Origin of the sequence: Chondrinema litorale (genome assembly GCF_026250525.1) — a bacterium.
Classification (GTDB): Bacteria; Bacteroidota; Bacteroidia; order Cytophagales; family Flammeovirgaceae; genus Chondrinema; species Chondrinema litorale.
In genome coordinates this window covers 1,914,193-1,939,387 of sequence record NZ_CP111043.1, presented here as the reverse complement: position 1 = coordinate 1,939,387, position 25,195 = coordinate 1,914,193, and the positions used below count along the sequence as shown (strand labels likewise).

The following is a 25,195-nucleotide window of genomic DNA, read 5'->3' as shown; positions in this document are numbered from 1 at the left end:
GGTTGAAATTTTAATTTATATAGAAAATTTGTAACATTTTGCTTTTTCAATTTCGTAATATAATTATTCAAAGATCATAAAAATTAAAGCCTAACATCTGAAAATAAATTATGAACTCACACGAAATTGATTACCAGATTCTTGGAGACTCTATCCAGATTGTAGAAGTAGAACTTGATCCGGATGAAACAGTAATTGCCGAGGCTGGTGCTATGGTATATATGGAACAGGGCATTTCCTTCGAAACCAAAATGGGAGATGGCTCTAGGCCAGACGAAGGCTTCTTTGGTAAATTACTGTCAGCAGGTTCCAGAATTATTACTGGTGAATCTGCTTTTATGACGCACTTTACACATAGAGGTGTAGGTAAAGGGCATGTTGCTTTTGCAGCTCCATATCCTGGTACTATTGTTCCACTAGATTTATCGAATCATCCTCAAAATACCATAACTGTACAAAAAGATGGCTTCTTATGTGCTGCTTTGGGTACTAATATTTCAGTTACTTTTAATAAAAGGCTAGGGTCTGGTTTGGTTGGTGGCGAGGGATTTATTCTCCAGAAATTGGTAGGTGATGGAATGGCATTTATCCATGCTGGTGGTACTGTAATTGAAAAGACGCTTTACAATGAAGAATTAAGAGTAGATACAGGTTGTGTAGTAGCTTTTGAATCGGGAATTAGTTTTGATGTACAGCGAGCTGGCTCTTTAAAATCTATGATATTTGGTGGCGAGGGATTGTTTTTAGCCACTTTAAAAGGAACAGGTAAAGTTTGGTTACAGTCTATGCCAATTAGAAAGTTAATTCAGGCAATTGCTCCATATGGTAAAAATAACGATAAAGGAAGTAGCTCAATTTTAGGTGAGTTTTTATCATCAGATTAATTATAAATATTTCAACAAAAAAGCCCCAAGTGTTAGTCTTGGGGCTTTTTTGTTTTATTTTTTCTTAATGTAAATATTGCCATTCATATTCTTAAAGAGAAACTCAGGCCCTCCTCCATTAATCTCACCGAATACCCAATTGTCTATAGAATACTTTTTGTAACTGCCTCCTTCTTTCTTTTCTACTTTAGGTTTTATAGGTAAAATATTCATCTCAAAGTCACTATAAACTTCGCCTCTATCGCTGCGAATTTTGGCTGTTGCTTTTACATTAGAAGGAAAAGTAACCTCAATTTTTCCATTCAAGCTACTAAATGCCATTGGTACATCAGGAGTGATTTTATTAAAGCCTACCTCAATTTTTCCATTAATAGAACTAGCTACTACAGAACCAGAAATTTCACTTAGAAAAACAGCTCCATTTACATTGTTTGCCTCAATTTCTCCATTGATATTCTTAATCACAATATCACCATTGTTTACTGTATGGATATTTAGAGAGAAATCGATAGGAACCATAATATCGAAGTTTACAGGTTTGTGAACAGAATTACTGCTTACTTCTACTTCGTTGTCTTTTTCGACTACAGACATGTTATAAGAGTTATTAGGGATGCGGAACATGCCATTGTTATCTTTGCTTATCTCTTTGTCTTCTTGTTCTGTTTTGGCTTTTATAAGTACTTCTTTGCCATTATAGCCAGTTACATTTATTGAACCAGATACTTGATGTAATTTAAGTGAGCCAGATTTTCCGGGATTAGTGAGAGGTATCGTTAATTCTTGTTCCTCTTGCGCTAAAGCTTCCTGAGTAAATGTTAGTTTGCATAAAGTCAGGCTGAAAAGTAATATGATATATTTTGCTTTCATTATTTCGATTTTTTCTGTTTTTAAAAATTAGTTTATTAAAGTGATTTACTGCTCACATATACATCTCCATTGAGTGTTTCGAATTTTAATTCAGGCCCACCCTTACCGATTTTTACTACAGTAGTTCCTTCTAGTTTAAATACATTTTCTTTTTTAGAAGATTGAGAAGTAGACACTTTTACTGGTAGGTATTCTGCAATTGTATAATCTGTATAGAATTCGCCATTAAAGCTTTTAAAGCTGAGTTCTGCTCCTAAGTTTTGCGGGTATTTTACTTTAATATCTCCATTGATGGTTTTAAAACTGGCATTTTCAGTTGGGCTTTCTGTTGCCGAAACAGTGATGTCTCCATTTACAGTTACCGCTTTTAAAACCTCTCCCACATTAGTTAGATGCACACTTCCATTTACATTAGAGGCTTTTACTTGTCCTTTGTGCTCAGAAATCACTACATCGCCTTTATTTACTGTCGAAACATCAACTAGTGCTTTGGCAGGTACTTTTAGTTTAATATTGGCTTTAAACTCATAGTCAACCTTTCTGCTATCATAATTAAAACCTCTCCGACTATCGTGGCGGTAATAGCTAATTGCTGGTGAAGAGATAAATATGAGAATGGTGTCTTTTTTAGCTCTACTAACCAATTCTACTTCCTTTTTGCCTTGTTCTAGCGTTTGTTGGTCTTCTCCGGTAATTTCGAGCAATGCTTCTAATTCTACCTCGTCTCCATTTGTTGGGCTTATATCTATCGAACCATTTATATTTTCTATAAAAACCACAAAGTTGTTGCTTTCAGAAGTAAAAGATAGTTTTCTAGTAATCGTCTCTGAATGAGTTTGGGCAATAAGTATTCTGTGTGATGCCAGCGAAAGCAGCATCATAAATAATATTGATTTCATCAGTTTTTAATTAAATTTTTATAGTAGGGTACTTAGACTTGTATTTATTTTCTCCCTTATTTCAGGGTTTAAATCGTCTTTTTTCAATAATTCCTGTAATGTTGGTGTCACGTTTTTTTCTTGCAGTACAACCAGTACATCTACTAAAGCAGATTGAACAATAGGAGATTCTTGCTGAGAAATAGATCGGATTAAACCAGCTCTTACTTTAGGTTGATCTGCTAAAGAAAGTAATGCTTCTGCAGCGGCCAGTCTTACGTTTATATTCTCATCGTTATTTAGGGTATTTAATAATGCTGTTGCTATCTTATCATTATCATTATTAATCTCATAGGTGAGGTTAACTGCTTTTAGCCTTTGTGTAACAGATTGCTGTTCAATGAGTGTCAGCATCATCATTTGCTTCATTTCTTGTACTTCAGTGGTTAGGCCTTCCATTTTCTCTTCTCCGTTTTGGTTTTGTAGGTTATAGCCTATTTGAATTCCGAGAAGTAAAAGCGCAATTCCCATCACGGTTTGAGGTACATAACTCTGGTTCCACCAGTTGACTAATTGTTGCCAAAGTCTTTGAAAAAAGCTATCATTTTTGGCTTCAAGCCCTTGTTGGTAACCTTGCAACATGGCATTAAAGTTTTCGCGCATCTTGTCACTAGGCTCAGGAGTTTCTATTTGCTCCATATTTGCCCACAAGTTTTTCATGTTACCGAATTCTTTTCTGAACTCCGGATTCTCATTGATAAAAGCATCCATCATAGCTGCTTTCTCATTGTTAAGTTGCCCGTTCAGATAGTCGATCATTAACATTTTAGCCTCATCATAAGTCATAATCTTTATTGATGTTTAAGTGGCAGAATATTTTTTTTAAATCTTGTAAAGCTCTATAAACTCGAACTTTCACTACATTTTCTGTACAGTTGAGTAATTCGCCAATTTCTTTGTATTTCATTCCTTGAAATTTGCTGAGAACCAGAATTTCTCTTTTTTCAATATCAAGTCTGGATAGTGCTTCCCGCAATGTTTCCAAATCTTCTTTCTGGTAAATAATTTCCAGTAAATCTGAGTTGGCAGGTAGTTTATCCGACCAGTTTTCGATTTCATCAGATTGGTTTTGAATCTTGTTTTTTCTGAAAAAATCTGCTTGAGAATTTCTGGCAATGCTGTACATCCATGCTCTGAAAGCTCCGTCTCCCTTAAAGTTTTTGCGGTATTTTAAAATGCGGTAAAATGTATTTTGTACAAGGTCTTCGCTCACCTGCTTGTTAGAAGTTAGGTGATAGAAATAGCCAAAAAGTTGTTTGTGATAGCGCTCGAAAAGCAATGCAAGTTTATCAACCTGATTGTCTTTCACCTGTAGCATTAATGCATTATCCGATAGTTTGTCCAAAATACTCACTTTTTTAAGGGCTTGTATAGGGAAGACTCAGGCAAAATCGAAAGGTTACAAGGCATCTTAATTTTTTTTCGAATCTTTTTAATATCAGATTCTCATAATCTATTCCTTGCTTACAGTAGCGATGTGTTCGTATTTTAAATAATAAGCCTGAAATATATACCAGCCTAATCCGACATAGAAAAGTATATTAAGCCAGTGGTTGAAAAGGATAAATAAATATACTGAGATTGTAAAAACTATAAATAAATACTGCATGTATTTTCTCATGTTGGTACTTACACCGGGAATGTATAGCAATGTGAGGTAGAGTATAAACTGAGCAACAAGTAAGAAATAATACTTGAATATTTCTGTAATGGGTATTACATCTGAGCCATTTACCAACATTACAACTAACTCAGGCAGAAACAAGCATATGCTGGTAATTATAAAAACTAAAAACCTTCTTGTTAATGATATGGGGAGGTTTCTTAAGAAGTTTAATTTCTCTTCGTGATGTTTGTGGATATAGAAGATTAAAACTGAGTTAATATAGCCCGCCAGCAACAAAACTGAGATAAAATAACCCTCATCTAGATTCACATAAAAATCTGTAAAGAATAGGTAGAAAGCTCCAAAGGTAAGTGTTTTAAGCAGTAGAAAATTGATTTTTCTTTTCTCTAAAATGTATAGTAAAAGAAAGAAATTGAGGTTAATCGTTTTTTGAGAAGGAATGAGTTTACTTAAAAAGTAAAAGTTCTGTTTTTGGGCTTTGTGAGAATTAAGTAATGTGTTTTTTATTCGAATGATGTTAACTACTGTAACGCCAATAACAAAAAACAGGAAATAGCCAGATTGGATATAATGGCCTTGTAAAAGAGCGATTATAACCAATAAGATAATATAAGCTGAAACTGGAAAGAATATGAGGAAATGGACTATCCCTAGTGATGTTAATAGTTTCTTGCTAGTGAGTTGTTGTAATAAGTGAAGAAATGAGGACTGGTATCTTTCAATTATTTTTTCTGCAGCAAGAACACATTTAGCAGCATAAAATAACCATAAGATACTGGAGATGGCTGTCATGTCTAATGAGGTAATTTGTGCTTGTATGAGCGAATAGTGATATTGAATTAGGTATTGGGGGGGGATTATTCCGAATAAAAAAATAAACCAGAATAAGAAAAATCCTCCATTTATCTTATAAAACTGAGCAACTATAAGTTTCAATAAAACTTTTAAAACAGGTTTCACTTAAGTTGTTGTTAGTTGTTGAGATTGTAAATGAAGTACTTTTACTGGTAAGTGGTGGTCAAAATCTTGATGCGAAGTCACGATAAAAGAAGTACCATTTGGTAAATATTTTTCAATCAGCTCGATCAGAATTTTACCTGTTTCTATATCCAAAGTACTAAATGGCTCATCTAATAAAATCAGTTTTGGACTTGAAATAAATGCGAGCGCAATTGAAAGTTTTTTTGCCATTCCGCTAGAATACTCTCCAATTTTTCGATGTTGAAATTTATCTACGCTCAGCTTTTGAGTAACTTCTGCTATCTGTTTGGAATTAGCCTCTGTTACATTTTCATATAGTTTAATCAGATCAGTTCCTTTTAAAAAATCTGGGTAATCGGGTTCTGCAAGTGCATAGCGAACAAGTGAGCGATACTTTTGAATATTTTGCTTATTATTTTCAACATTAAATAGCTTAATGGAACCTTCAAAAGGTATAAGACCCGCTATACTTTTTAGCAGGGTACTTTTACCAGAACCATTTTCCCCTTTAATCCAATAGAAACCTTGGTTAAGAGAAAGATGATTAATACTAAGAATAACTTGTTCGTTGTAAGCTTTTTTAAATGAGTTAATTTCTAACATAGTGAGTTTAAACACTAATATGTAGACAGGTTTTACCTGCTTTAAAAAGCTACAATTTACAAGGTTCTTATTTAAAAATAAGAATTAGCAGAAAAGGAATAAGGAAGAAAGTAAGAATGAGGTAGCTAAAGCCTATAGCCCAGTTTTTAATGGTATATACACCCATTTTTTTAGCCAAATAAACCGGAATATACCTTACACTTTTAATAGGATATAACATTAAAACACCTATTAGATTAAATACTAAATGAGATACAGCTAGGTTTACCGCCGTTTCAGAAGTAGAGAAAGCTGCAATTAATGCAGTTACAGTTGTACCTACATTGGCACCCATAATAAATGGGAAAGCCTGTTTTAATGTAATTTTATTAGTAGCTGCAAGAGGTACTATAAAAGAGGTTGTTACCGAGCTAGATTGTAATGCAGCAGTAAATAATGTTCCCATACCCAAGGCTTTTAATGGACTACCAAAGATAAACTCATTCATTTTTCTGCGAGAGTCTCCAATGAGAATGTCTTTGATGACATTGGTAAAAGACCTGATTGAGTAAAATAGAAGGAAAAAAGCCAAGCCTAAAACCAGAAAAGGATTATTACCAAACAAATGATAAATGTATGTGCTAACCGGTTTTAAATTATATGAAAAGAAATTACTCTGTTCTAAATTGAAAATGTAAAAAAGGAGTGAGACTTTTTTGCTCACATACGAAAGAAACCCTGTGAAATACTGTAAAGGTAACAGTATTATAACAGTAAATATATTAAAGAAGTCGTGCAAAGCAGCAGCAGCGAGTGCTTTCTTAAATTCTTTTTTCTTTGAAATATATCCCAGGGATACAATAGTGCTTGTAACTGTTGTACCAATATTTGCTCCCATTACTATTGGAATAGCGCTATCCAAAGAGATTGTGCCAGCAGCTACTATTGCTACTACAAGTGAAGTAACAGTAGAGCTACTTTGGATTATCGCTGTGGTTAATATTCCAATAAAGAAGCCTACAAAAGGATTTGAGGTAGCAATTATAATTTGCTTAACAACGTCTTGGCTAAGCAAACTAAATGCATTGCTCATAAGATTCAAAGACAGAAAGAATGCTAAGAAAATCGCAGCAAACCTTAGAAGTCTTTTACTATAATTTATTATGTCTATTTTCCGCCGAGTTAATGTCAACACCTTAAGTTAATGTCTGCTTTCATTGGTTTAAGCTTGCAAAGCTAGCGAGCTTTAGCATTTAATTAAATTTTCGTAGTTTAATTATTTGTTAAGTTGCTGATAATTAATAAATAACCAATACATAGTTTCTGCCTTATTTATCCTGAATAAAGCTGAAATTCTAAATTTTTCTGCTTAAAATTATATCCTAATTTTTAGATTAAATTTAACATATTAAAGAAAACTTTTTACTGTTCATCTCAGCAATTATGAATAAAACTAAAGAATCAATCATAGAAACAATTAAGAACTCACCACTTAACAAAGTTAAGGTAGCTATTTGTGATATTGACGGAGTACTGAGAGGTAAGGTAATGCATAAAGACAAGTTCCTAAATGTATTAGATAGCAATTTTGGTTTTTGTGATGTAGTATTTGGTTGGGATGCAGTAGATGTTGCTTACGACAATGGAAAATATACTGGCTGGCATACAGGTTACCCCGATGCGGTAGCTATAGTAGATCCAGCTACCTTTAGAAAAGTACCTTGGGATAATGATATACCATTTTTTCTAGCTGATTTTAGAAACAAGGATAATGAAGGCTTAGATGTTTGCCCAAGAACACTACTTAAAAAAATTATAAAAAAATCAGAGGATATGGGTTATAAGCCTGTTTTCTCTCAAGAGTTTGAATGGTTTAATTTTAAAGAGACACCACAAAGTTTAGACGAAAAAGGATTTAGTGGGATAAATCCGATAACACCGGGTATGTTTGGCTATTCAATTCTTCGATCCACTTATGGAAGTGCATTTTTTAACGATCTATTTGATTTATTAGAAAAGTTTGAAGTACCACTAGAAGGTCTCCATACCGAAACTGGTCCGGGTGTGTTTGAAGCTGCAATTACTTATGGAGATGCCTTAGAATCTGCCGACAGAGCTGTGCTTTTTAAAACAGCGGTAAAAGAAATAGCCTATAAACATGGTATTATAGCCACATTTATGGCTAAATGGAACAAAGAGTTACCAGGATGTAGCGGGCATGTACATCAAAGCTTATGGGACGAGTCTAAAGAGCACAACTTGTTCTATGACGAAAAAGCGGAAAACAACATAAGTGAACTGATGCAGCAATACATTGCTGGTCAATTATTTTGTTTACCAGATATTTTACCAATGATAGCACCTACCATTAATAGTTTTAAAAGACTTGTAGAAGGCGCATGGGCACCAACTACCATTACTTGGGGTGTAGATAATAGAACTACTGCACTTAGGGCATTACCCGGCTCTAAAAAAGCCACCCGACTAGAAACCAGAATTTGTGGATCTGATGTGAATCCTTATTTGGCTATGGCTGCTTGTATGGCTGCCGGACTATTCGGTATCGAAAATAAACTTAAGCTCGAAATTGCCCCAACTAGAGGCAATGGCTATGAAGAAACAAAAAATGGGGTTTTGCCTGGATCTCTGAAAGAAGCTACTGAAAGAATGAAGAATTCCGACTTGTCGGTAAAATTATTCGGAGAAGCTTTTACAGATCACTTTGTAAGAACCAGAGAATGGGAATACAGGCAATTTGCCCAAGAAGTTACTGATTGGGAATTAAGAAGATATTTTGAAATTATTTAATTCCCTTTCAACTTAAGCAAGCGAGTAATTATCCTGTTCTGTGAGCCCGATAATTACATCGCTCAAATTTTGATTGTAAACAGGTTTTGTAAGGCAATAGTCAGCTCCAGCTTTTATTAGCTTTCTTTTTTCTGCTTCGATAGAGTAACTAGTAATGGCAATTATTGGAATTCGAATGTTATTATCTTTTTCGATATTTCTGATTTCTTGGGCAATTTCCTCCGCAGGTTCATCAAGCAAATTGTTACTTAAAAGAACGAGTTCATAATTACCACTAGCAACTTTGTTAAGTAAATCTATACTGTTGTTGACCACGTCTGAGTCCCAGCCTTTTCTTTTCAACATTAATTTTAGGTGAGTAGCTTCGATTGATCTTAATTCAGCAATTATGGCTTTACGATTATTTCTCATTTGATCTTAATTGGATTTAAATGGGAATAGAACTTTGCTAGTACTTTATTGCATTTTTCAAGGTCAGTTAAATTTAAAGAATAATTCAATAGGCATTAAATATTATTAACAAAAACTGTGGATTTAATTATAAATCTTAGTTGTGTTAACTAAACTTTTCTACTAATGGCTAATTTTTGTCGATAAATATCAAAAAGTGAATAAAATTATTGAAAAAATCATGAGCCAAAGCAAATCCATAAAGTGCCAGTAAATAGAAAACATTTTTAGACGTATTTTCTCATATGGATTGGTAAAAGTAATGAGGGAGTAAACAGGGTCTTTGGTTACACGATAAGCTATTAAATAGATCCTTAAAAGGAATCCTAAGCCACCAATTACATGGAGTGCATGTAATCCTGAAATTAAATAAATAAATGAGCCAGAGGGCTCTCCCTTGAGAAAAATGTTACTTTGCTGAAGTTCTTGCCAAGCAGAGATTTGCAGTGCACAGAATACTAAACCAAGTATAAAAGTGAGCTCTAGCGATCTTCTTAAGAGGTGAGACTTTTCTTCATTAAAGTACTCGATGCTCTTATAAACTGTAATGCTGCTTAATAAAAGAATGAGAGTACTAAGAATAAAAGAACTTGGGAAGGTATAATTGAGGGCAATATTTTTATTAATAGTTAATAGAAAAAATGCGGTAACCAGAACGAAAAAAATGAAAAAAATACTTCCAATTAATAGGTAAGTAATAATAAGACTAGAATGCGTATTCTCTATCTTATTAAGCAAAGAAGTATTTTTATTATTATCGTTTTTTTCTGGTGCGTTCATAGCATTTTTATACTAATAAATTGTCTCTCGCAGCAAAAAGTTTACTCTTTATAAAAGATAAATTCCGAGCGGTCTGTCTTTGTTAAGTACTACTTCAATATGTTGGTTAACAGTAGTGGATAACTCATAGCCTACAAAGTTGGCTTCTACTGGAAACGACTTTAGGTTTCTGTCTACAATTACAGCTACCTGTATTTTTTTTACTGGTATTTTAAGAAAAGGTCTTAAGCTATAAGCTATGGTTTTTCCGGTACTTAAAACATCATCAGCAATAATAATTACCTTGTTGGTAAAATCAATTCCATTTTCACTAATCTCGACATCGCTTTGGGTTGGCGATACTTTATCTAACACTAATTTTATTAGCTTGCTTTTTATTGGAGCAATTTTATCAAACTCGATTGATAGCAATTCCGCAAATACATAACCTGTATCGTGAATGCCAGCAAATATGATTTCTTCTTCTTCAAAGTTTTGCTCATACACTTCGTAAGCAATTCTTTTTATTTTATTAAGCGTTTGCTGGTGGTCGAGTATAAGATTGTTTTCACTTATCATTTTGCGATAAATATTTTGGTAATTTATTGATTTTCCGTTTTGTGTATTTCAACACTCCGAGAAAAATTACATAGCTGCCTTATTTTCAGTATGCATATGTAAAAAAAAAAATTGTATCTAAAAATTTACCTTTCAGTAATACTCATGTTTTTAATTCGCGAATATAAAATTAGTAGAATTTAGATGAGAATAGAAAAAAACTTTCAGTATGTAGAAAATTTAGTCGATGGTTGAGAATAATGCAGCATAGGTTGAAATGTTTTGGCGATACTGAAAGATTCCTGTATGTTTATTCTGTAAGTTACTGTGTATGTCATCAATAATATTTAACAATAAAAAAACGATAAGCCATCTGGTATTTTGGTTTGGTTTTTTTGCCTTGTTTACATTTTTCTGGTCAGCAAGGTACGAAACAGAAGAGGCTATATTGAGAAGTTTGATGGTAACCACTATCGAAGCATCTATCGCGTATCTCAATTTACTCGTGTTGCTGCCTCTTTTTTTCATGAAAAAGAAATATTTCAGCTATGTAATTATTTGTTTGTTACTTATCGCAAGTAGTGTTTTTATTTCTGGTTTAATCGATCCTGTACCTACTCCACCACAAAATGAGGAAACTGGTAGAAGAAACAGAAATAAAGAAAGACAGGCTTTGCGAGATTCGCTTGAGAAATTAAGAGACGATAATAAAATTGCAGATACTCAAAGAAGAAAGCTTTCTCAGCAAAGGCAACGAATGAGAAATCGTCCTGGACCAGATTTTTTTATTAGAATGATAAGGCAAAGCAGAAACATTTTTAATGGCATGCTTTCGCTAGCTATAATTCTGATGAGTACTGCCGTAGGTATGGCTCAAATGGCTTTTGATAGAGAAAAAGAAGCGACCGAGTTTAAGAATGAGAAACTTAATGCAGAAATGAAATTTCTCAAATCTCAAATTAATCCTCACTTCTTATTTAACTCACTAAATAGTGCGTATACACTGGCTTATATTAAGTCTGACGATGCGCCAGAAGTAATTCTGAGGCTTTCTAATATGTTGCGCTATTTAATTTATGAGTGTGATGCAGACAAAGTATCTGTATCGAAAGAGGTTACTTATATAGAGAATTACATTGCCATTCAAAAAATTAGGTTAGATAATCCAGATAACATTAATGTGTCTTTCAAGATTAATAATAGCTCTTTAATGCTTGAGCCAATGTTATTTATTCCATTTATAGAAAATAGCTTTAAACATAGTTACATAGAAAATTCTGAAAAAGGCTGGATTGATATTTTATTGAATGTGCATGATAAAGACATTGAATTTATAGTAAAAAACAGTCTGCCTGAAAAAGATTTTTCAAAAGATAAAGTAGGTGGTATTGGGCTAGAAAATGTAAAAAGAAGATTAGAACTACTTTACCATAAAGATCATAAACTGATAGTAGAAAAGAGAGAAAAAGAATTTTTTGTGCAATTAAATATCAGCATTGTATGAGTTTAAAATGTTTAGTAGTTGATGATGAAGCTTTGGCTATAACACTGCTCGAAAAGTATATAAGCCAAGTAGATGGTCTGGAGTTATTAGCAAGTACAAAAGACCCTGTAAAAGCGATTGAAATACTAGAAGAAGAAACAATTGATATTTTGTTTCTAGATATACAAATGCCTGAACTAACTGGTATAGAATTACTGCGTGTTTTGCCACAAAAACCAGTAGTAATTTTAACTACCGCTTATTCTGAATACGCTGTAGAAGGTTATCAATTAGATGTAACAGATTACTTACTTAAGCCCTTTTCTTTGGAGAGGTTTATACAAGCTGTAGATAAAGCCAAACGTGTAATAGATTTGAGTTTGCAAGCTTTAAAAAATGCAGGCGAAATAAGCATGCACGAAGAGAAGAAGTATATCAATGTAAAAGCAGATCATAAAATTTATAAAATTCCTTTTGATGATATCAAGTACATAGAAGGGCTCAAAGAATATGTTTCTTTCTATACCAACGATCAAAGAATAATTGCGCTTGAATCTTTAAAGAAACTAGAAATACTGTTGCCATCTACTCAATTTATGAGAGTGCACAAATCTTATATTATAGCAGTAAATAAAGTAAGAGCACTAGAAGGCAATTTGTTGGAGATTGGAGATAAAAAAATTCCCATCGGTAAAACCTACCGACAGGAAGTTATTAAAAAGATTTTTGGGGAAGACTTTTAAAAAAACAGCTTAAATACTGCTTACTTCCATAGATCTGTCAATTTTCTTTACCAAACCTTGTAATACCTTTCCTGGGCCAGACTCAGTAAACGAAGTTGCTCCATCAGCAATCATATGTTGTACAGATTGTGTCCATCTTACCGGAGAAGTAAGTTGGCTAATAAGGTTAGCTTTTATTTGCTCTGCATCAGTATAAGGTTTTGCATCTACGTTTTGGTAGATAGGGCAAATAGGAGCTGAGAATGTTGTGTTTTCGATTGCGGCAGCTAATTCTTCTCTAGCAGGTTCCATTAATGGCGAATGGAATGCTCCACCAACTGGTAATACCATTGCACGTTTTGCACCGGCTTCTTTTAAAGCTTCACATGCTTTATTTACACCTTCTATAGAGCCTGAAATTACTAATTGACCTGGGCAGTTATAATTAGCAGCAACTACTACTTCTTCAATTTTGTCGCAAACTTCTTCTACAATATTATCTTCAAGGCCAAGAATGGCAGCCATTGTAGATGGTTTTAATTCACAAGCTTTTTGCATTGCAGTAGCTCTTTGCGAAACCAATTTTAATGCATCTTCAAAACTTAATGCTTTTGCCGCTACTAAAGCTGAAAATTCACCTAAAGAGTGACCCGCTACCATTTCAGGTGCAAAGCCTTCTGAAGTTAATGCCAAAATTACAGAATGAAGAAAAACAGCAGGCTGAGTTACCTTGGTTTGCTTTAAGTCTTCGGCAGCACCTTCAAACATTACATTGGTAATACTGAAACCGAGTATTTCATTGGCTTTATCGAAATAAGATTTTGCTTTATCAGAACTATCGAACAGGTCTCTACCCATCCCTACAAATTGAGCTCCCTGTCCGGGAAATACATAAGCTTTCATAAATAAGGCTTTTAGTGAAAATTCGGTCACAAATATAGCAAGCTTATTAACAAGATATAAAAACACCTGTTTTATTGATAGTATAGAACTGAATTTACAAGGATAAAACCTTATGTTTTTAATAAAATATGACTTTTGAGAAGATAAATAGATGATATGGAACTCAACACTAGATGCTTAATTACCGGAGCAAACTCAGGAATAGGAAAAGAAACTGCCATCCAATTGGCTAAAAAAGGCTTCGAAATTGTAATAATGTGCCGGAATAAAGAAAAGGCCGAAGCTGCAAGAGCAGAAATAAGCAATGTTTCAAAACATAATGTAGGACTAATTATATGTGATCTTGCTTTTCAACAAAGTATTCAAAACGCAGCTAAAGAATTTAAAGCAAAATATGATAAACTTGATGTATTAATTAACAATGCTGGGTTTATTGCTGCATCGTATGGCAAAACAAAAGACGGTTTCGAGCAAACTTTTGGAGTGAATCATTTGGGTGCTTTTTTACTTACCAATTTGCTCATAGATGTTTTGAAATCTACAGAAAATGCTAAAGTAATTACAGTGTCATCAGAAGCGCATAGATATGCAGTTTTTGATGAAAACAACCTACAAATGGAAAAAGGCTATGGCAACATGAAAGCCTATTGTTCTTCTAAATTGTGTAATGTAATGTTTGCCAGAGAGCTAGCAAAACGACTTAAAGGAACTTCTGTTACCAGTTATAGTTTGCATCCGGGAGTGGTTGCATCTAACTTTGCTACAGAAATGTCTGGTGTTTTAGGTGTTTTATTCAGAATGGTATCACCATTTATGATTTCTAATAAAGAGGGTGCAGAGACCTCTGTTTTTTTGGCAACTAATGACGAAGTAAGAAAGCTAAATGGCCATTATTTCAAAAAAAAGAAATCTATAAAGCCCATCAAAAATGCACTAAATGATGAATATTGTAAACGCTTATGGCAGATAAGTGAGAAAATGACTGGGTTAAACTAAGTAATTGCGAATAAATACTGCTTTTATTTCAAGATGTTTTTCAAGAATTTTTAATCAGTTGCGTTATTGGTTAACACAATTTACCTGTTCAAGAATTGTGGAAAACACTTAATGATGCGTCTGATTTTTTTATATATATTTTTTTTCTGTTCTACTTTTTCGGCTTTCTCACAAAAATATGAGCATGCTCTAGAAATCGCTGAACGCTATTTTGATGAAGGTAGCTACAAAAAAGCACTAGATAAAACACAGCGTACAGTTGATTATCTCCATAGAAACAGGAAAGGGTTGGCAATTGTAAAGGCTCAAATGCAGTCTTTAAAATATTTAATTGCCTTAGGCGAGTATGGTGATTTTGAGGCAATACTCACAGAAGTACTAAAGAAAAAGGCATATAAAGGAGAGCACACTTTGTTGTATGCCAAAGCCATATTAGATGCTTCGCTTTTGTATATCTATTATTCTGATATAATTACAGCAGAAAGCTATCTAACATTTGCCAAAGACATTATTCATGAGTTAGAATCTGAAAAAGATGGTAACAACGTAATTACTGATTCTTATTTTAAAGCCTCCATCTTAGAAGCAGAAGCTAAAATATTATTTCAAAAAGGACTTTTTGAGCAGACCAACAAAGTTTTGCCAGCATTAAAAGAGATTAAACTTAAGCGAATAGTAAGTAAAGAATCTTATTTTAATGAGGCTTCACTTAAGGTTGAAGAAAGAAAATTGGATGCTTTTCAAGTTAGAAGGAGAAAGAGAGAATATGCAGAAGTGTTAATAATGGAAGCTGATGTTCAAAGAGAGATTGGTGATTACGAATTAGCAGCAAGGTTATACGAAGATGCTGATATATGGATTAGAATGCAGTTAAGTACTAAAGACCCTGCTTTCATTCAAAATCAACATGGCATATGCAAGTTGATGATTGCTCGAGAAGATAATCCAAAAGAAATCAGAAAGAAGTTAGAGAAGAATCTTTTCTTGGCAGATAAGAAATTAAGTCTTGTACATACATTGTACATGGATATACAGGAGACTTTAATAGATCATTATATAGCCACCTACGATGGGAAAAGTAAGCTTGAGCAGTGGGAGATAAGAACCAATACATCAAAATATTATGGAAAGGCAAATGCGAAACATGCAATTTCGAGGAGGATAGATGCCAAAAAAGAATATTATAATAAAAATTTTAAAGTAGCTCACGAATTATTAATAGAACTCTATAACAGTGAGCAGAAAGTTCCTCTAAATCATAAAGAAAGGGTTAACTTGTTACATCAACTTTATGATGTGTCGCTTGCCAGAGAAGCTTATAATGAAGCAAAAGTTTATTTGTATGAATTGAAAGCAGCTCAACAGAAAATTTATGGAGATTCAGCTTTGCAGATTTATTATACAGATATGGAGTTGGCTGATTATTACATGAATTTTACTAATCAGTTTGAGACGGCAGATACACTTTTAAAATCAAGTTTTTACGGAGTAATATCAAAGCGTATAGTACCTCAACATATTGATTATACTTACTTCTTGGGACAGTTTGCTGAGTATCATGAAATTATGGGTGATTACACCCGAGCTCGCCAACTTTACAATCAGATTGTTGACATTAAAAAGAACAAGTTTGGAGAAGAACATATAAATTATGCTGCTTCTATGGATAGGCTAATTAATCTTGAGCTTTCTATGGGAGAGTTTAATGAAGCCGATAAAAAGATTGAAGATGTACTCGGCATTTTTAAAAATAATTTCGATAAAAAACTTCATTCATTTGAGTACTCACAGGCACTTGAGACGGCAGCAAGATACTTTGCATTAATGGGCTTGTTTGATGAAGCAGAAGGTTTATTAGCTCGCTCACAGAGATTTTATGACAAGACGGTTAATGCCAGAACAAATTCTTCCACTGTAGATGAGTTAGCTTATTTATATCTAAAAACGGAGCGATTTAGACAGGCTGAAGATATGCTAATAGAGGCAACTGAGGTGCGAGAACATAGATATGGCGACTCAACAAGGTTTTTAATTAAGCCATATAATCAATTAGCAAGACTTGCTCACATACAAGGTGATTATGTTGATGCGGAAACTTTTGTAAATAAAGCTCAAAAAATTGCTGAACAAATATTCGGTGATAGTTCGATGCAAGTAGTTGAGAGTCTTGTTATACATGCAGAAATTGATAATGCAATTGGAGATTACGAAGGGGCAGAATCATTAATAAAACATGCTATAAGTATAGAAAAGAAGGTTTTTGGAGAAGATCATATTGAGTTAGCAAATTCATACTCATATCTTGCACTTACAAAGTTGTATAGCGGTGCAGACTTTGACGAAGTTGAAATACTTATGGAGAAATCTCTTTCAACCATCGAGCAAAATTTAGGAAAAGATAATCCGATTTATGCTGAGGCACTAAAAAATTTGGCATTAATTCAGACAGAAAGCGATAAACTGGATGAAGCAATAAAGAACTTAGATGCATCGAATAAAATATGGATAGATCGTTTGCAGACAACAGTTAATACCAACAGTGCAGAAATAGAATTATTGATGGGTGACGTACAATTGAAGAAAGGAGAGTTTGAGCTTGCAAATGACTACTACAATAAATCCAGAAAAGTATTTAAAAAAATATTTAATAAAGAACATCCGGAATATGTACAGGCTACTGCCAGAATGGGTAGGAGTTTTTATATGATGGATAAGTTTAAAAAATCTAAAAAATTTACCAAAGAAGTTTTAGGTAATTACACAACGTACATCAATGAATTTTTTCCTGCACTATCTGATAGAGAGAAAGCTAGGTTTTGGAATAAAATCAGAACTGATTTTGAGTTTTTTAACAACATGGCATTAGCCAGAGTAGCTAAAAACAAAAATAAAAAGCTAATTGGTGAGGTGCTCAATAATACAATGGGTACTAAATCACTTTTACTGAGCTCTTCTATTAAAGTGAGAAATCAAATAATGAATAGTAAAGATAGTGTGCTCATTAGCCAGTATAACGATTGGACACAGAAAAAAGAAACACTAACCAAAGTACTTGCGATGGGTAATGATCAGCTGAAAGAAGCAGATATTGACCCGAAAGACCTCGAAAAAGAAATTGAAGAAATTGAAAAGGAACTAGGGAGTAAGTCAGCTATTTTTAATGAGTCATCTCACCATGAAGATCGCGATTGGAAAGACGTTCAAAAATCTTTAGAAAAAGGTGAAGCTGCTATAGAAATTATTAGATACAGACATTTTGATAAAACATTTTCAGATTCTGTGGTCTATGCCGCTATGATTTTGAAATCGGGTAAGAAAAAACCTGAACTAGTTATTTTGCCAAAAGGTAACTTGCTGGAATCTAATTATTTAAGATACTATAGGTATTGTATTATATATAATATTGAAGACGAAAACTCATATAATTATTATTGGAAACCAATACACGATAAATTACCTGAAAGTACTAAAATTTACCTTTCTGCAGATGGTGTTTTTAACCAGATTAACATGGAAGCTATGAGGCATCCAGATGGCAATTTTGTACTAGATCATAATAATTTGATTTTGATAAGTAGTACTAGTGATTTGCTAAACCGAAAGGAAGATAATAGTGGTGATAGTACAACTGAAATTGCTTTATTTGGAAACCCAGTATTCTATAAAGATTTAAAAGAAACTGAATATAATCTGTACAACGATAGACAAATTTCTCAGTTACCAGGTACCCAACATGAAATTGCCAAATTGGATTCATTGTTACAGTCAGAAGCAGCAAACAAAACGGTGAGTTTTGTTAACCTAAAAGCTACTGAAGAAGAAGTAAAGGAGCTTAAGAATCCGAAAATATTTCATATTGCTACACACGGCTTTTTTATGCCAGACGAAGAAAATAAGGCAAGTGGTAAAATTGGCGAGGAAGTGGTAAATAACCCACTTTTAAGATCAGGCTTATTACTGAGTAATGCTGGAGATTTAATGGCATCGGGCAATGTATATGCATTTAATAAAGAGCCCGGAGTATTAACTGCTTATGAAGCAATGAACTTGAGTTTAGATGGAACTGAATTAGTAGTTTTAAGTGCTTGCGAAACAGGTAGAGGAGAAAATAAAGTAGGTGAGGGTGTATATGGTCTGCAAAGAGCTTTTCTAGTAGCGGGCACAAAATCATTAATCATGAGCTTATTCAAAGTGTCTGATGAAGCTACTCAGGAGTTAATGGTTAATTTTTATAGAAACTGGTTATATAAAAAGATGGATAAGCGAACTGCTTTTAGAGAAGCTAAAAGAGAATTGAGAGAAAAGTTTGATGATCCTATTTTCTGGGGGGCATTCGTAATGATTGGTTCTATTTAGTCTGAGTATCTGGATCTGATAATATCCCAGCCTGTTCTGTATCATCATCGGTATTTAATTCTGTTGCTGAAAGTTGAATACTGTCTGCTTTTATTTCTGGAAAATACAATGTTATTTCTTGATTTCTATCTAATAGAATTTTATTACCCACAATCCATGGATTATATTTTCTTATACTATCTGCATGGGTAAAGTGAATCTTGGCAAATTCACTTAAATCCTCAATAGATTGATCTAGATCGAAACTTTTTAAATCATCATCAGGGCTTTGGGCAAGTTGTGGAGCAAATTCGTATTTAGCCTGATTTTCATAAATCTCTTTAAATGCAATGGCTTTAAAGACATATCTATAAGTTTCTTTATTAAGCTTGAGATCGTAAAAAGTTTCTGGTTTTTGCTTTTTAATTTGCCTTTCGAGACCACTAATACCCATGTTATAAGAAGCTGCAGCCATTGTCCAGTTATTAAAGTTTTTATATGCCAGTTTAAAGTATCTTGCAGCGGCTGAAGTTGCCCTTATAGGCTCTAGTCTTTCATCAACTTCTGCATTTATTTTAAGGCCTAACGTTCGACCCGTAATTGCTCTTATTTGCCAAAATCCAGCAGCGCCGCGTCTTGAGGTAACATTGGTAAATGCACTTTCTACTACAACTAGGTACTTTAAATCAGTCGGAAGACCCTGTCGTTCCAGTACTTTTTCAATTTGAGGTAGCCATCTTTCTGCTCTTCTAAAAAGTAACTTAGTGTTAGACCTGTATTTTAGGTACAGATTTAGTTCTTTGTTAAATCTTTCAAGTACATCAGGTTCTGTTAAAGGAATTTCTTCTTCACAATAGAACACAGGAGAAGGGAAAAAAGCATTACTTCTCTCTGAAGCATACTTTGCATCCTTATCCAGGTTATTTCTTAGCGACGAGATGTAATCTTTCTCTATTAAATTATAAAGAATTACACCTAAGAAAAGCGATAATAATATGATGTATTGAATTCGTTTCAAACATTAAAAATTTGGTGAAAGTAAATATTTCGAGTAAAAATCATCGATTACTTTAATGGCTTCGTCTGCAGTATCTACAATACTAAATAATTCCAGATCTACCGGATTGATGTATTGATATTTACCGAGTACAGTTTCTTTAATCCAACCTAATAAACCTGACCAGTATTCTTTTCCAACTAATACTATTGGGAATTTGCCAATTTTTCTGGTTTGGATTAATGTTATAGCTTCGAATATTTCATCTAATGTTCCAAAGCCACCAGGCATTCCAATAAAACCCTGAGAGTATTTTACAAACATCACTTTTCTTACAAAGAAATAATCGAAGTTGATGAGTTTATCTTGGTCAATATAAATATTACCTCCTTGTTCAAATGGAAGTTCTATATTTAAACCAACTGATTTTCCACCTTCAGTGTTTGCTCCTTTATTTCCAGCTTCCATTACGCCGGGGCCTCCACCGGTAATTACTCCATAACCATGTCTTACTAACTTTGCGGCTATTTCTTCAGCCATTTTATACACTTTGCTATCTGATGTTGCACGAGCTGAGCCAAATACGGACACACAAGGCCCTATTCTTTCAAGTTTTTCGAACCCCTCTACAAACTCTGACATTACTTTAAAAATAACCCAAGAGTTTGCACTTTTAATTTCGCTCCAATCCTTTCTCGCAAAGGCTTTTCTTATTTTGTTTTCTTCTTCACTCACAATGACTTGGTTTTTGTATTTATAAAAAATTTAAACCCTACCAGATATTGGTAGGTAGTTTAATCTAAGGCAGCCTATTATTTACGAGCATTTTGTTTGAAAGGTTACGTTTGATTACGATTCTTTTCCATTTCTATATCGTTTCCTTTCCATTACATTCCCCTTTTCATCGTAAATTTTCCAAGTGCCATCCATCATATCATTTTTGTATTTTCCCTTAATTTTTATATTTCCTTTTTCAAAATACTCTCTGTAAGTGCCATGTTTCAATCCATTTTTTAGAGCTACTTCGATTTTTAAATTGCCATTATCAAAAAACTCCTGATACTTTTTAGCATCCAGATCGTCAGGACTTATTTCTTCTATTATAAGTTCATCGTCTTTGTCTAGTAATGTGAGCTGCATAATAGAGTCTAGCTCGTTTATATCGAATGGTTTAACAGTAGCAGCCAATTCTTCTTCTAGCGCTCTTACTTCTGAAAGGTCTTGAAATTGTACAAAGAATTTTGAAGAAAATAAATTGCCATCATTACTAATTTGAAAGCCTACATCAGAAAAACAATTGATGTAATCTTTATTTTCTCTAATGTCTGTCCATGTTTCTGGGTTTACCATGCTTTTTAGGTTTTCAAACATTACAGGTGTTTGTATGTAGGCAAATACATTAGATTTACTATCAAAGTTTTTTAGAAATTTATTAAAGCTTTCGCTGTTAGAAAGTGTGTTTTTAGTATTATAGTCATCAATAATACTTTTTATAGTTTGAGGGTGATTGCTAAAAATTACATATTCATCTATTACTGTATAATATGGTTTTTCTAGCTTAGAAAACAGTTTCCCTAAAACAAGTTTAAACAAACCTTTTACAGAAAGATACTTAATTTGATAACCTCCATAATCTAACTTACGGAATTTCACAGGTGTTTTTTTTCTGATTTGATCGCTTATAAAGTCAAGATTTTTAGTTGCATCATCGCCATCTTTTGCTTTTAAAACCACCAGAAATTCATTGTCTTTACCAAGTTTTCCTGGTTGAGTTTGAATGAAAGCCAGTTCATCATCTATCCAATCGAAAAAGTTTTTTTGCAAATCAATATCAAGAAAACGTTCTACTCTATCCATGTTTTGCATGTACTCATTGTAGTCTGCTTTTTCCTTTTTATATACGTTTTCGAGGTTTTCTATAAAATCTCTAAAGTTATCGAAACCAATACCTAGGTAAAAACCAGTTCTTATTGGAGCTACATTTAATATATCTAGACTGCCTTTGCCAGATTCTAATAAGGCTTTTACATAAGAACTCTCATTATTATTTATACTGGTAAAACCTTCCATAGATATTTTGTCATCATCTGATGTTTCTACACTTAATGCAGAATATCTTAAGACTTCACTTAGATACTTACCATAATTTTCTTCATCCTCTGAGTATATACTCAAATAATCATCTAGATAATTATAGTTGATGTAAAGCCTGAACATATCACTATAATCTACTTTTTTACTTACATCTAAAAATTGAAGATCACGTCCGATTATTGGTTCATTCATTTCTCTTATTGAGGCTTCAACCAGCGTATGTGTATATGAAATCACCAATTGATTATTAAGAAAAGACATGTAGAGTGTTTCTCTAGTTTCTAAATCGGTTAGTTCTATTATCTCCTGTTCTTCAAACTCTCTAAAAGTTGTTTTAAAACCTTCTGATGTGAGCGATTCAATATAGGTTTTTAATGGACTCAGTTTAGATACTCGCTGTAAGTCAACAATATACAGAAAGTCATAGTCATTACTCTTGGTCATATGAGCAGATATGTATACTTCCCTTGATCCTAAAATTGAGATCAACATTTTGTTTTCCTGAATAAGAGTATCTAGGCTATTAATGCTTTCTGTGAGAGAAGCAAAAAATTGATTGCCTTGGAGATGGGTCCAGATTTTACTTGATTTTATGCTTAACCAGCTTTCTACAGGCTCATCAGTTTCTATGATGTATATTGCATCTTTAGGTACAAGATAAATGCCCTGAAGATTATGAGAAGGACTAAAAAAGAAATAGATGGATAGATAAATAATTCCTCCGACAATGAGTAGAATCACTGTCCAAATCGTGAATTTCTTATTCATACTAGGTGTACTTGAATTATTTGGTTTAATTATGTTGTGATTATAACCTTTTTAACAAAAAAATAATTAGTTTGAAATTAGAAATGTTATGCTCTATATTTGATTTCAAGATCATTACTACAGGTGAACACACATTCTATAAAATAAAAAAATAAAATGATCAATATCGTACTATTTGGCCCTCCAGGTGCCGGAAAAGGAACCCAGAGTATGAAAATTAAGGAAAAGTACAATCTTGTACACCTTTCAACTGGAGATTTATTACGTTCCGAGATTGCAGCAGGTACAGAATTAGGCCTTGAAGCAAAAAAATTGATGGATGCAGGTAAACTGGTTCCAGATGAGGTAGTAATTGGCATGATCGACCATAAACTAAAAGACAACAAAGATGCCGAAGGTTTTATTTTTGACGGTTTTCCAAGAACTGTTAAACAAGCTGAAGCACTAGATAGTCTGATGGAAGAAAATGACATGGCAATTTCTGGAATGATTGCACTAGAAGTATCTGAAGAAGAGTTGGTTACAAGGTTATTAGAGAGAGGTAAAACTTCAGGCAGACCAGACGATCAGAACGAAGGGTTGATAAGAACTAGAGTGCATGAGTATGAAAACAAGACTGCGCCTGTAGCAGGTTATTACAAAGAGCAGGGTAAGTTTGTTTCAGTGAAAGGAATTGGTAGTGTAGAAGAGATTTTTACTAATTTATCTGAAACGATACAGAGCTTATAATATTAGGACTTACGCATTTAAGTTAAAAATGATAATAGGATTAGCAAGAATCTGTTTAAGATAGTTGCTGAACGGAAGTACTTTGATTTGATAGAGTGTTGTTTTCAACTGTTTTGCAAGGAGTTTCAGCCCTATCCAAGCCTGGTAGCAGCAAGCTAGATGGTTCCTCTGGGAGATTGCCTTTCGGCATTGGCACTTCTCAGAGCCTGTAAGCTGTTTGTATTCCCTGTGGAACTGCTCAATCTGCCATCTGATCTGGGATTCGTTTTCGGCCTCAAATACATTCATCCTGTCCGATAGATCATTTGTGATCACCCATTCAATGTCCCCGTTTAGGGAGACTATCTTGAATAATTTGACGGGGTAAGGGTATTTTTTGAGTTTGACCTGTACGCCTTCCAGCAGTTGCCTACCGGAAAGCTCGACTGTGCCCACAGCCTGCATCCCTGTGTCTCTGGATAGGCTGACTTGGCGGTTGCTCTTCAGGGTAGTGAAGAATGTCCAGCCGCTTCTGTGCACAAGCTTAAGGTTGTCCATGGAAGCATACCAGCTGTCAAAAAGTATCTTTTTGGCTTTCAGGTCTTTACGCATGGTCATTCGGGTGAACATCTCCTGGAAATGGTCATTCTTGGTCTTCTTATCCGTTTCTGGGTGGTAGATTCGGTAATCGATAGGATAGTAATCCCCATCAATGCCATTGCTGTGTACCATGTTTACCAGATTGATCCCATTGACTAGGCCATGCTCATTGCCTGAGTACTGCCTTTTGGCCAATTCTATATACCGGGAATACCTCTTTGCCTGAACACTGTCATCGACAAGGATAAATGAGTCTGGGCTATCTTGGAGATGGCCCTTGACAATATCCCACAGGTCGGAAGAGGTAAATTTAGAATGGGCTAGAAAACGCGTGACTTGGTCATGACTGACATCCATAGAATGGGCTGCCATGTGGGTACAGTTATAATTCCCGTGAGTATGGAGAAGATATGATATGTACAGAGATTTATCCATATAAATTAGTATTAAAAAAAACAATCTCTCAAATCTTGAGCATTTTTACTAGAGAAATTTAATATTGCGTAAGTCCTAAATATAAGAGATTAAAAAATATAACAGCCTGAGTTAGCTGAATGCTAGCTCAGGCTATTTTATTTAGAATGCGTAACCTACAGTAACGCCAAATCTAACTCCGAATCCAGAGAAAATACCTGTACTGAAAGTATCTTCATCTGCACCGTCTTTTACATTAACGCTTCCTGCATTATATGAGGGGCCTATAAAAGTATCTAGTGATATTTTATCTTTAAATAACCATTGTCCACCAATTAGTACACCACCGCCAAAAGTTGATAATGTAGCCTCATCAGTAGTGCCTTCAATTTCTAAGTTTAGATTTTGGTAACGTAAAAATGGACCAATATAAAATCCTGCTGGAGCATCTTTAGACTCAGAAAGATAGAAGCGATATTCTGGAGTAATACCAAAACCTCTTAACTTTGTGTCATCAATAGAATAACCAGTGTAAAGTACATTTACTTGGAAACTGTTGTCAGCACTTAATGCTCTTTCGTAAGATACTGATAATGTGCGTACTATTGGGCTAAAAATGTTCAGCTTTATTACATTTTGTGGAGCTTGTGCAAACACATTCTTTGTAAACAATAAAGCGAAGAAAATGAAAAAGTAGAAACGGTAGTTTTTCATAAAA

Annotated in this window: 24 protein-coding genes; 7 read left to right on the top strand and 17 right to left on the bottom strand. The window is 33.9% G+C overall.

Annotation, left to right across the window (positions count from 1 at the left end):
• Window positions 1–110 precede the first annotated feature (110 nt).
• Window positions 111–884, top strand: coding sequence for a TIGR00266 family protein (locus tag OQ292_RS08100; protein ID WP_284685554.1), 774 nt, complete (start codon window positions 111–113; stop codon window positions 882–884).
• 54 nt (window positions 885–938) lie between these two features.
• Here OQ292_RS08100 and OQ292_RS08095 read toward each other — a convergent pair whose 3' ends face one another.
• The 7 genes from OQ292_RS08095 to OQ292_RS08065 form a co-directional block, all read right to left on the bottom strand.
• Window positions 939–1,754 (bottom strand): DUF4097 family beta strand repeat-containing protein, encoded by an 816-nt coding sequence (locus OQ292_RS08095; protein WP_284685553.1) that lies wholly within the window; start codon window positions 1,752–1,754, stop codon window positions 939–941.
• Between the two features lie 35 nt (window positions 1,755–1,789).
• Window positions 1,790–2,653 (bottom strand): DUF4097 family beta strand repeat-containing protein, encoded by an 864-nt coding sequence (locus OQ292_RS08090; RefSeq protein WP_284685552.1) that lies wholly within the window; start codon window positions 2,651–2,653, stop codon window positions 1,790–1,792.
• An 18-nt stretch (window positions 2,654–2,671) separates the two neighbouring features.
• Complete coding sequence (locus OQ292_RS08085; RefSeq protein WP_284685551.1) at window positions 2,672–3,478, bottom strand: HEAT repeat domain-containing protein; 807 nt, start codon at window positions 3,476–3,478, stop codon at window positions 2,672–2,674.
• Window positions 3,468–4,037, bottom strand: coding sequence for an RNA polymerase sigma factor (locus OQ292_RS08080; RefSeq protein WP_284685550.1), 570 nt, complete (start codon window positions 4,035–4,037; stop codon window positions 3,468–3,470). The genes OQ292_RS08085 and OQ292_RS08080 overlap by 11 nt, the downstream gene beginning before the upstream one ends.
• 108 nt (window positions 4,038–4,145) lie before the next feature.
• Window positions 4,146–5,279: a hypothetical protein gene (locus tag OQ292_RS08075; RefSeq protein ID WP_284685549.1), complete on the bottom strand. Its 1,134-nt coding sequence runs from the start codon at window positions 5,277–5,279 to the stop codon at window positions 4,146–4,148.
• Entirely contained in the window at window positions 5,280–5,903 is a 624-nt protein-coding gene (locus OQ292_RS08070) for an ABC transporter ATP-binding protein (RefSeq protein ID WP_284685548.1), read from the bottom strand.
• Window positions 5,904–5,970: 67 nt separating this feature from the next.
• Window positions 5,971–6,975 carry a Na/Pi symporter gene (locus OQ292_RS08065; RefSeq protein WP_431733761.1) on the bottom strand — a complete coding sequence of 335 codons (1,005 nt, stop codon included), beginning with the start codon at window positions 6,973–6,975 and terminating at the stop codon, window positions 5,971–5,973.
• A gap of 350 nt (window positions 6,976–7,325) precedes the next feature.
• Between OQ292_RS08065 and OQ292_RS08060 the strand changes: the two genes are divergently transcribed.
• Window positions 7,326–8,690, top strand: a complete 1,365-nt coding sequence (locus OQ292_RS08060) for a glutamine synthetase family protein (protein WP_284685546.1) — start codon at window positions 7,326–7,328, stop codon at window positions 8,688–8,690.
• Window positions 8,691–8,702: 12 nt separating this feature from the next.
• Here OQ292_RS08060 and OQ292_RS08055 read toward each other — a convergent pair whose 3' ends face one another.
• The 4 genes from OQ292_RS08055 to OQ292_RS08040 form a co-directional block, all read right to left on the bottom strand.
• Window positions 8,703–9,101, bottom strand: coding sequence for a response regulator (locus tag OQ292_RS08055; protein WP_284685545.1), 399 nt, complete (start codon window positions 9,099–9,101; stop codon window positions 8,703–8,705).
• 189 nt (window positions 9,102–9,290) lie between these two features.
• A complete protein-coding gene (locus OQ292_RS08050) occupies window positions 9,291–9,920 on the bottom strand; it encodes a cytochrome c oxidase subunit 3 (protein ID WP_284685544.1) in 630 nt (209 codons plus the stop codon).
• 48 nt (window positions 9,921–9,968) lie between these two features.
• Window positions 9,969–10,478 (bottom strand): phosphoribosyltransferase family protein, encoded by a 510-nt coding sequence (locus tag OQ292_RS08045; RefSeq protein ID WP_284685543.1) that lies wholly within the window; start codon window positions 10,476–10,478, stop codon window positions 9,969–9,971.
• Window positions 10,479–10,697: 219 nt separating this feature from the next.
• Window positions 10,698–10,985, bottom strand: coding sequence for a hypothetical protein (locus tag OQ292_RS08040; RefSeq protein WP_284685542.1), 288 nt, complete (start codon window positions 10,983–10,985; stop codon window positions 10,698–10,700).
• Here OQ292_RS08040 and OQ292_RS08035 point away from each other — a divergent pair.
• Window positions 10,984–11,961, top strand: coding sequence for a sensor histidine kinase (locus OQ292_RS08035; protein WP_284685541.1), 978 nt, complete (start codon window positions 10,984–10,986; stop codon window positions 11,959–11,961). The genes OQ292_RS08040 and OQ292_RS08035 overlap by 2 nt on opposite strands.
• Entirely contained in the window at window positions 11,958–12,683 is a 726-nt protein-coding gene (locus tag OQ292_RS08030) for a LytR/AlgR family response regulator transcription factor (protein WP_284685540.1), read from the top strand. Before OQ292_RS08035 ends, OQ292_RS08030 begins: the two co-directional genes overlap by 4 nt.
• 9 nt (window positions 12,684–12,692) lie before the next feature.
• Here the strand turns inward: OQ292_RS08030 and fabD are convergent, their stop codons facing one another.
• Window positions 12,693–13,565: an ACP S-malonyltransferase gene (gene fabD, locus OQ292_RS08025; protein WP_284685539.1), complete on the bottom strand. Its 873-nt coding sequence runs from the start codon at window positions 13,563–13,565 to the stop codon at window positions 12,693–12,695.
• A gap of 156 nt (window positions 13,566–13,721) precedes the next feature.
• Here fabD and OQ292_RS08020 point away from each other — a divergent pair, with 156 nt between their 5' ends.
• On the top strand, window positions 13,722–14,561 hold the full coding sequence (locus OQ292_RS08020; RefSeq protein ID WP_284685538.1) for an SDR family oxidoreductase: 840 nt from the start codon (window positions 13,722–13,724) through the stop codon (window positions 14,559–14,561).
• 111 nt (window positions 14,562–14,672) lie between these two features.
• A complete protein-coding gene (locus tag OQ292_RS08015; protein ID WP_284685537.1) occupies window positions 14,673–18,917 on the top strand; it encodes a CHAT domain-containing protein in 4,245 nt (1,414 codons plus the stop codon).
• On the opposite strand, the gene OQ292_RS08010 is transcribed toward OQ292_RS08015, so the two are convergent.
• The 3 genes from OQ292_RS08010 to OQ292_RS08000 all read right to left on the bottom strand — a co-directional run bounded on the left by OQ292_RS08010 (window position 18,910) and on the right by OQ292_RS08000 (window position 22,755).
• Window positions 18,910–19,914 carry a lytic transglycosylase domain-containing protein gene (locus OQ292_RS08010; RefSeq protein WP_284685536.1) on the bottom strand — a complete coding sequence of 335 codons (1,005 nt, stop codon included), beginning with the start codon at window positions 19,912–19,914 and terminating at the stop codon, window positions 18,910–18,912. The two genes, OQ292_RS08015 and OQ292_RS08010, sit on opposite strands and share 8 nt — an antisense overlap.
• Window positions 19,915–19,917: 3 nt before the next feature.
• A complete protein-coding gene (locus tag OQ292_RS08005) occupies window positions 19,918–20,628 on the bottom strand; it encodes an LOG family protein (protein WP_284685535.1) in 711 nt (236 codons plus the stop codon).
• A 114-nt stretch (window positions 20,629–20,742) separates the two neighbouring features.
• Complete coding sequence (locus OQ292_RS08000) at window positions 20,743–22,755, bottom strand: DUF3352 domain-containing protein (protein ID WP_284685534.1); 2,013 nt, start codon at window positions 22,753–22,755, stop codon at window positions 20,743–20,745.
• A 156-nt stretch (window positions 22,756–22,911) separates the two neighbouring features.
• Here OQ292_RS08000 and OQ292_RS07995 point away from each other — a divergent pair, with 156 nt between their 5' ends.
• Window positions 22,912–23,484: an adenylate kinase gene (locus tag OQ292_RS07995; protein WP_284685533.1), complete on the top strand. Its 573-nt coding sequence runs from the start codon at window positions 22,912–22,914 to the stop codon at window positions 23,482–23,484.
• Between the two features lie 9 nt (window positions 23,485–23,493).
• On the opposite strand, the gene OQ292_RS07990 is transcribed toward OQ292_RS07995, so the two are convergent.
• A complete protein-coding gene (locus OQ292_RS07990) occupies window positions 23,494–24,498 on the bottom strand; it encodes an IS701 family transposase (RefSeq protein ID WP_284685532.1) in 1,005 nt (334 codons plus the stop codon).
• Between the two features lie 141 nt (window positions 24,499–24,639).
• On the bottom strand, window positions 24,640–25,191 hold the full coding sequence (locus tag OQ292_RS07985) for a DUF3575 domain-containing protein (RefSeq protein ID WP_284685531.1): 552 nt from the start codon (window positions 25,189–25,191) through the stop codon (window positions 24,640–24,642).
• Between the last annotated feature and the right edge of the window lie 4 nt (window positions 25,192–25,195).

What these genes read in the sequence shown, in the direction of transcription:
- OQ292_RS08100 (WP_284685554.1), top strand. Translation starts at nt 111, where the DNA reads ATGAACTCACACGAAATTGATTACCAGATTCTTGGAGACTCTATCCAG.
- OQ292_RS08095 (WP_284685553.1), bottom strand. Translation starts at nt 1,754, where the DNA reads ATGAAAGCAAAATATATCATATTACTTTTCAGCCTGACTTTATGCAAA.
- OQ292_RS08090 (WP_284685552.1), bottom strand. Translation starts at nt 2,653, where the DNA reads ATGAAATCAATATTATTTATGATGCTGCTTTCGCTGGCATCACACAGA.
- OQ292_RS08085 (WP_284685551.1), bottom strand. Translation starts at nt 3,478, where the DNA reads ATGACTTATGATGAGGCTAAAATGTTAATGATCGACTATCTGAACGGG.
- OQ292_RS08070 (WP_284685548.1), bottom strand. Translation starts at nt 5,903, where the DNA reads ATGTTAGAAATTAACTCATTTAAAAAAGCTTACAACGAACAAGTTATT.
- OQ292_RS08065 (WP_431733761.1), bottom strand. Translation starts at nt 6,975, where the DNA reads ATGAGCAATGCATTTAGTTTGCTTAGCCAAGACGTTGTTAAGCAAATT.
- OQ292_RS08060 (WP_284685546.1), top strand. Translation starts at nt 7,326, where the DNA reads ATGAATAAAACTAAAGAATCAATCATAGAAACAATTAAGAACTCACCA.
- OQ292_RS08055 (WP_284685545.1), bottom strand. Translation starts at nt 9,101, where the DNA reads ATGAGAAATAATCGTAAAGCCATAATTGCTGAATTAAGATCAATCGAA.
- OQ292_RS08050 (WP_284685544.1), bottom strand. Translation starts at nt 9,920, where the DNA reads ATGAACGCACCAGAAAAAAACGATAATAATAAAAATACTTCTTTGCTT.
- OQ292_RS08045 (WP_284685543.1), bottom strand. Translation starts at nt 10,478, where the DNA reads ATGATAAGTGAAAACAATCTTATACTCGACCACCAGCAAACGCTTAAT.
- OQ292_RS08035 (WP_284685541.1), top strand. Translation starts at nt 10,984, where the DNA reads ATGAAAAAGAAATATTTCAGCTATGTAATTATTTGTTTGTTACTTATC.
- OQ292_RS08040 (WP_284685542.1), bottom strand. Translation starts at nt 10,985, where the DNA reads ATGAAAAAAAGAGGCAGCAACACGAGTAAATTGAGATACGCGATAGAT.
- OQ292_RS08030 (WP_284685540.1), top strand. Translation starts at nt 11,958, where the DNA reads ATGAGTTTAAAATGTTTAGTAGTTGATGATGAAGCTTTGGCTATAACA.
- fabD (WP_284685539.1), bottom strand. Translation starts at nt 13,565, where the DNA reads ATGAAAGCTTATGTATTTCCCGGACAGGGAGCTCAATTTGTAGGGATG.
- OQ292_RS08020 (WP_284685538.1), top strand. Translation starts at nt 13,722, where the DNA reads ATGGAACTCAACACTAGATGCTTAATTACCGGAGCAAACTCAGGAATA.
- OQ292_RS08015 (WP_284685537.1), top strand. Translation starts at nt 14,673, where the DNA reads ATGATGCGTCTGATTTTTTTATATATATTTTTTTTCTGTTCTACTTTT.
- OQ292_RS08000 (WP_284685534.1), bottom strand. Translation starts at nt 22,755, where the DNA reads ATGAATAAGAAATTCACGATTTGGACAGTGATTCTACTCATTGTCGGA.
- OQ292_RS07995 (WP_284685533.1), top strand. Translation starts at nt 22,912, where the DNA reads ATGATCAATATCGTACTATTTGGCCCTCCAGGTGCCGGAAAAGGAACC.
- OQ292_RS07990 (WP_284685532.1), bottom strand. Translation starts at nt 24,498, where the DNA reads ATGGATAAATCTCTGTACATATCATATCTTCTCCATACTCACGGGAAT.
- OQ292_RS07985 (WP_284685531.1), bottom strand. Translation starts at nt 25,191, where the DNA reads ATGAAAAACTACCGTTTCTACTTTTTCATTTTCTTCGCTTTATTGTTT.